This window comes from Caballeronia sp. INML3B, from assembly GCF_023631305.1.
Taxonomy (GTDB): Bacteria; Pseudomonadota; Gammaproteobacteria; order Burkholderiales; family Burkholderiaceae; genus Caballeronia; species Caballeronia turbans.
In genome coordinates, this window is the sequence record NZ_JALQDI010000082.1 from 1 (window position 1) to 6,946 (window position 6,946).

At 59.9% G+C, this 6,946-nt stretch carries 3 protein-coding genes; all 3 read right to left on the bottom strand.

Going from position 1 to position 6,946, the window contains the following annotated elements; translation table 11 throughout:
- Positions 1–466: 466 nt before the first annotated feature.
- The 3 genes from NCS58_RS33305 to NCS58_RS33315 all read right to left on the bottom strand — a co-directional run bounded on the left by NCS58_RS33305 (position 467) and on the right by NCS58_RS33315 (position 6,844).
- The gene (locus NCS58_RS33305; RefSeq protein WP_250478498.1) at positions 467–3,052 is read right to left on the bottom strand and encodes a 2-oxoglutarate dehydrogenase E1 component; all 2,586 of its coding nucleotides are present in this window, start codon (positions 3,050–3,052) and stop codon (positions 467–469) included.
- A 250-nt stretch (positions 3,053–3,302) separates the two neighbouring features.
- Positions 3,303–4,925 (bottom strand): methyl-accepting chemotaxis protein, encoded by a 1,623-nt coding sequence (locus tag NCS58_RS33310; protein WP_061121996.1) that lies wholly within the window; start codon positions 4,923–4,925, stop codon positions 3,303–3,305.
- A gap of 482 nt (positions 4,926–5,407) precedes the next feature.
- Positions 5,408–6,844: an IS1182 family transposase gene (locus tag NCS58_RS33315; RefSeq protein ID WP_250478499.1), complete on the bottom strand. Its 1,437-nt coding sequence runs from the start codon at positions 6,842–6,844 to the stop codon at positions 5,408–5,410.
- Positions 6,845–6,946: the final 102 nt, after the last annotated feature.

Here is a 6,946-nt window from a genome sequence, read left to right on the forward strand (position 1 = left end):
GCCGATGGCAGCGTAACTCCAGCAAAACCGTCTCCGAAATTCCCGGTGCGCTTCAATCGCAATCCAGGCATATGTACTCGCGCTCGACGACGAGATGGCCAATCATTGGTCTTGAGGCCGGATTCGAGGATAGTGGGCACTCAGGGCGTTGGTTCGTAAGACTGCTGGCAGCCTTATGACAGACCCTCGCATTTTATCCTTTCAACGACGGTTCTTAACCGTTTGTTCGCTTTCCGACTCGCCACCGAAAAGCTGACATGGGCGACCCAAACGTCAGCTCTGTAGAAGATTTATCGAGCTGGCGCTCTCGGCCCTGAAGAGACGTTCTGGAGAGGTCCGAAGTCTAATTTGATCGTCGCTTGCGAGCCGGGAATCGGACATTCGGCTCGGTAGCTAAGGCACCCGCTCGATCACGAGGGGTCATCGCCGGACGCGGTGCACGGTTGCGAGCGACGATCTTCTCCGACTACAGTGTAGCCGCCGTCAATGCGGCCGCGACCAGCCGCGCCTGTTCCGGACGATGCGCCGCGACCGAAGAATGCGCGCCGGCTGGCGTCGCGGTGCGGCATACATCGCGCAAGACGCAATTGGCGGGGAGCACGGTCTCCAGTTCGTCGCGAACGAATCGCCATGCGCCCTGATTGCGGTCCTCCTCCTGCGCCCACGCGATGCTGCGCAAGTTGATGAACCGGGCGAGCACGCGCCGAAGCTGGTTTTGCGGGAACGGATAGAGCTGTTCGATGCGGATGATCGCCGTCGATTCGTCCCGGGAAGCGTCGCGAGCATCGCGCAATTCGTAGTAGAACTTTCCGCTGCATAGCACGACGCGTTCAACGGCACTTGAGTCTGCGATGCGTTCGTCGTCCAGCACGCATTGAAATGCGCCAGCGGTCATCTCTCGCAGCGGCGCATGTGACGCCACGTTGCCGTAAAGCTTCGACTTCGGAGACATGACGATGAGCGGCCTCCGGCGTTCGGCCATCGCGTGCTGGCGAAGCAGATGGAACCATTGCGCCGAGGTCGAAGGCACGACGATCCGCATGTTTTCGTCCGCGCAAAGCTGCAGGAAGCGGCCGAGATAGCCGCTCGAATGCTCCGGACCGACGCCCTCATGACCATGCGGCAGCAATACGGCGAGCGCCGACTCATAACCCCATTTGAACTCGCCGGCCGCGATGTACTGATCGATGAAAACCTGCGCGCCGTTGACGAAATCGCCGTACTGCGCTTCCCAGACAGTCATCGTAGCCTTCGTTTGCACACTGTAGCCGTACTCGAATCCAAGCACGGCCTCTTCGGTCAGCGGAGAGTTCACGATGTCGAACCGTCCCTGCTTCCCGGCGATGCCGCTAAGCGGCACATGCCGGTGGCCCGCCTCGTCGTGCGCATCCTGCGCATGCCAGACGGCGTGGCGATGCATGAACGTGCCGCGCCCCACGTCGAGACCCGATAGCCGGATGTCATGCCCGGCTTCGAGCAAGGAGGCATACGCCATGTTCTCGGCGAAGCGCCAGTCGGCCGGACGGTTCTCGTCCGCGACGGTGTCTTGCCACTTCGCGAGCATCGTAGAAACGATCGGATGCAGCGACAAGTTCTCCGGCACACGCGTGATCGCGGCAGTGAGCGCCCGCAGCCGGCTCAACGACAGTTGCGCGCCGGGCCGAACGGTCGGCTCGCCGTTCGTCTCGCCACTTTCAGGCGCAGGTGCGTCCGCAACGGCGGTGTTCGATCCGAGCCTGCGCAGCGCATCGTCGCGCAAGGCGGGAAGCGCGGTGCCGCCACCGGTGGCGATGTAGTACAGCTCCGTCACGGTCGGATGCATGTCGATCGCCATCTGCAACAGCGGTTGCGTGACTGCGGGAACATCGTGCTCCGAATGCCCGAGGCGGCGATAACCGATCAGGTCGATCACAATATCCGCCCCGTGCTCCTTGCGATAGTCATACGCCAGCCGCGCTGCACGGACGACTTCTTCCGGATGATCCGCGTTGACGCGGACGACCGGTGCGTCGATCATGCGCGCGATATCGGTACAGTAAGCGTGGTCGCTTGCATCCATCCTGTTCGGGGTGGTGAAGCCGATCTGGTTGTTCAGGATGACATGGACGGTGCCGCGCAAATCATAGCCGTCCTTGCGCGTCATATTCAGCGTTTCCATGACGACGCCCTGGCCGGCGAACGCGGCGTCGCCATGAACTGCGACGGTCAGACAATCCTCGCCTGGATGGTCATCCTGCCATGCACGAGCCATGCCGCTGACGACAGGATGAACGCTTTGCAAATGCGATGGGTTGTGCGCCAGAAACACGAGGACGTCGCCGTTCGGCGTGCGCTTTACGACCTCACCGCCCAAGTGGTACGGCAGGTCCGTTTGAACGACCGGGAGATCCGAGTCAGGATCGAGACGATCGATCATTCCCACAGCGGAGAACCCCATCACGGTGACAAGCGTATTCACCCGTCCGCGATGCGGCATACCGAGAAACAACTGTTGCGTGCGGTCGCTTGCCGCGCTTGCGATCAGCGTGTCGAGAAGCGGTACCAAGCTCTCGCACCCCTCCAACGAGAAGCGCTTCGCATCTTCGTGGCGTGCCGCGACGAGCCGCTCCCACATTTCGGCGTCGAGAAGACGCCGCAGCAGCGCCTCGCGCTGTTGCTGCGTGGGCGGGGGGAGAGCGCGATCGCACTCCATCCGCTGGAACAGCCATGCACGGCGCGACTCATGGCGCACGCCGCTGCAGTCGAGCGCCAGCGCACCGCAGTAAGCGCGCTTGAGCTGTTCCTCAAGCTCGCCGACCGTCGCCGCCGATGCGAAGGATGCGTTGTGAACGGCGATCGTCTGCGATGCGTCGAGTCCGTGATGGAGCGGCGACAACGCCGGCGCGTGTCCCGGCGCGGAGAGTCCAAGCGGGTCCAGCGTCGCCATGAGATGGCCATGGTTGCGGTAAGCGTCGATCAGGGCCGCCACTGCCTGCGCTGCGGCGTCAACATTCTTTGAGCGGTCGGCGGCGGTTTCGTGAACCGGAGCTTCGTCGATAGGGTCTTGGTACATGGTATGGGCTGGGTGTCGGATAACGGTTATTCGGATTCGCCGTTCTCCCCGCGCCCGATCGAGACGCAATCCGGGCGAGATCAGAGGAGAAGCTCGGTCGACAGACCGCGAGTCGGCTCGGCGAGCGTCTGGTTCCGCGCTGCCGGTCAACTGTTTTTGCAGGGCCGGAATGCTGGTCCGGCCCCGTGTCTCCGTCCATCCTGCAAGAACCTTCAGCGAGTGCGCCGTTCGCGACGGCGCCGTATGGCGATCAGCTGGTTGCGAGCATCGGCATGGTGGGCGCCGCGTCCGCTTGGCTCACTTCTCGTGCGAGCTTCGGCGCCTCGGCGGCGTCGAGCTTGAAGGAGGCGACCAGTTGTGTCAGTTCAGCGGCTTGATCGCGCAACGACTGCGCGGCGGCTGCGCTTTCTTCGACGAGCGCGGCGTTCTCCTGCGTAACCTGATCCATTTGCGTGACGGCCTGATTGATCTGCCCGATGCCGTCGCTCTGCTCGCGGCTCGATATACTCATTTCACCGACGATGCTCGTGACGCGCGAAATGCTGCTGAGCACTTCACGAATGGTTTGGCCTGCTTCCTCGACGGTCTGGCTGCCCGTATCCGCGAGACCGACGGAGTTGTCGATAAGCGTCTTGATTTCCTTGGCAGCCACCGCGCTTCGCTGGGCGAGGCTTCGGACTTCGCTCGCGACGACGGCGAAGCCGCGTCCGTGTTCACCGGCCCGCGCCGCTTCGACAGCAGCATTAAGCGCGAGTATGTTCGTCTGGAAAGCGATGCCCTCGATCACCGTGATGATGTTCACGATCTCGCGCGATGAAGCGTTGATGGCGCCCATCGTATCGACGACGCGGTTCACGGCTTCCCCGCCTCTGCCGGCAATCACGGAGGCATCCGATGCGACGCGGTTGGCTTCCAGCGCGTTGTCGGCGTTTTGCTTCACGGTGGAGGTAAGTTCGTCCATCGCGGCCGCCGTCTGTTCAAGGGCGCTGGCCTGCTGCTCGGTACGGCTCGAGAGGTCCATGTTGCCGCTTGCGACTTCCTGTGACGCGTGCGTAATCGTTTGCGTCGCCGTGCGCACATTACCCACAATGCCGTGCAGGTTCTCGATCATTCGCTTGAGCGCGCCCTGCAGTCTGCCGATTTCATCCCTCGACGCGACGTCGATGCGATGCGTCAGGTCGCCGTCCGCGACCGCTTCGGCGAGGTTGACCGCTTGACGGATAGGCCTCGTAATGCTGCGTGTGATGACGATGCCGGTGCCGATCGCCGCGAGTATCGCGGCAAGCGAGAGCAGCACCATCTGGATGCGCGCATCGCGGCCGTCTTCGGCGGCCTTTGTCGCGGCTGCCTGCATCAGCGCGGCCTGATAGTCGACCATCTTGTCGACCAGCAGGTAGTAGTCGTCCTGTTGGCGGGCGAGATCGCCGAGATACAGCTCGCGCGCGTCCTGCTGCTGGTTGCCTTTGACGAGATCAAAGAATTTACGGACGCTAGCGCCATAAACCGTACGCGCGCCGATCTGTTCCTTAAAAAGCGCCTTGCCGTCATCGCTCGACAGGAGTTTTTCAAGCTTCGCATACGCGTGTGCATTGGCGGTACGGATCGCCACGTATTCGTCCATAAAGCGCTTTGCCTGATCCTCCGAGGAGGCGAGCAAGAGCTTGCTCAAGATGCCATTGGCCTTGTAGCCATTAGTCTTGATGGTGTTGCTCAGCGCGATCAGCGAATAATGTTCGCTGACGACGCTGTCCATCTTTTCGTTGCTCGATTCAAGATGCGCGATTCCCAGTGCCGCGGTGCCGATCATAAGCGCAACGACTACGCCGAACGCGCAGCCGAGGCGAACTCCGATTTTGAGGTTTCTGATCTGCATGATTCAGTTGCTCCACTTTTTTCGACTGTCCCCATTCGGGGACGCTGACTCCGTCCTATTCCAGTACTCGCTGCACGAAGCGGGCGCGATCCGGTGACGGGGATTGAAAGAAACCACCGACCGAACGTCCCTGGCGGCTGTCAGGTGATTAACGGCGATTCTTCACAGGAATTAAGGGCTTATTACAAAATTTGCACGTATAGCCGCCGTTGGATGTAGGCGCTGCATTCATCGACAGCTTCGGTCGACAAGGTGGAGGCGAAGAGGGGGATCGGGGGCGGCTACCCCTGCTCCTCGGCGCGAAGCGGCCATTCGAAGTCTGCGGGCCCGGTGACCGCTTTGGGTCGAGGCTGTGCGAAAACAAGTGAGGCATCTCGGCGAGGCAGACGGACGGACCTGGTCAATCGACGAGCGGTCGGATAGGTGCGGTCGCCAAAGAAAATTCCGCCTCGCTTTCGATCAAGGCGACTCGCCGCTTGCTTTCATATCTTCATCGCTTCGATCAACGACGACGCGCCTAGAATACTGATTGCTCGCTTCAGGTTGTACGCTAAGACGTGAAGGCTCATCTCGGTTCGCACGCGCGGGAGGGTCTTCATCAAGAAGTGCGCGGATCCCATCCAGAACTTGAGCGTACCGAATGGGTGTTCGACCGTCTGTCGTCGCAGTCTTGCAGTATTTGGATTCTTATCAAGGCGACGCTGCATGTCCTCAAGTACCTTCTCATGTTCCCATCTCGCTATCCTTCGATAGGGGCTCGGAGTGCATTGCGGCTTGAGTTTGCAACTTGGACATGCTGACGGCCAATACTTGTGAATTGTCAATCCTGCCTCGACCGTCTTGAAGCGCCAAATCGCTTTTTCTCCTGCCGGGCACCGGTACGCATCTTCAGCCTCAATGTAAACAAAATCTCTCTTGTCGAAACGGCCCTCTGCTTTGCTGTTCGATGTCAGCGGTTTGGGAACTAGCGTCTTGATCCCTTGCTTTTCGCAGCGCAGAATCTCATAGCTCTTGTAGTAGCCCCGATCGGCAAGCGCCGTCAATTTCTTTTTGCCGATTGCGTCTCGCGCCATCTCTGCCATTCTCGCCAACTGCGTTCGATCATGTCCAATGCTGACGACGTCATGTGCAACGATCATGTGGTTCTTAAGGTCTACAGCCGTTTGTACGTTATAGCCGACCATTCCCGTGCCGCGCCCACTGGTAGCCATTGAGCGAGCGTCCGGATCCGTTAGCGAGATTTGGCCATCGGGCGCCGCGCGCATTCGCACTTCAATCTCGCCGAGCTTCTGCACTTGCGCCTTGAGACTCTCGATCTTCTCTTTCAAATGGGGGATGCGTTCATCCGGCAAGCTCGTCGGCTCTCGATCGGCCCGGTCTAGTTCATCCATATAGCGGGCAATGCTTTGTTCAAGTTGCTCCATTCGAGCCTGAAGCTTGCGGTCAGTGAAGTTCTTGTCACGGTTGTTGACGGCTTTAAATTTGCTGCCGTCGATCGCGACGGTAGCGTCTGCGAATAGTTTCAACCGGCGGCAAAGCAACACAAACTCGCGGCAAACTTTGCGAATCGCAACGCCGTTGTCCTTCCGAAAGTCAGCGATGGTCTTGAAATCCGGTGTCAGCCGGCCTGTCAGCCAGATCAATTCGAGATTCCGTCGTGCTTCCCGTTCGAGACGGCGACTCGATTGAATTCGATTCAAGTATCCGTAGATGTAAAGCTTGAGCAAGGTCGATGGGTGATATGCCGGCCTGCCCACCAAGGAGGGCGTGGCCCGCTCGAAGCCAAGACCTACTAGATCAAGCTCGTCGACAAAGACGTCCACCACTCGTACGGTGTTATCAGCATCGACGTAGTCGTCGAGACACTCAGGTAGCAGTGCGACTTGATCTCGTGCCGCGCTTTCAATAAATCGCTTCATGGGCCACCATCGAAAGACGTGTTGACTAACTATAGGCAATCAACACGTGAAGCGCACCGGGAATTTCGGAGACGGTTTTGCTGGAGTTACGCTGCCATCGGT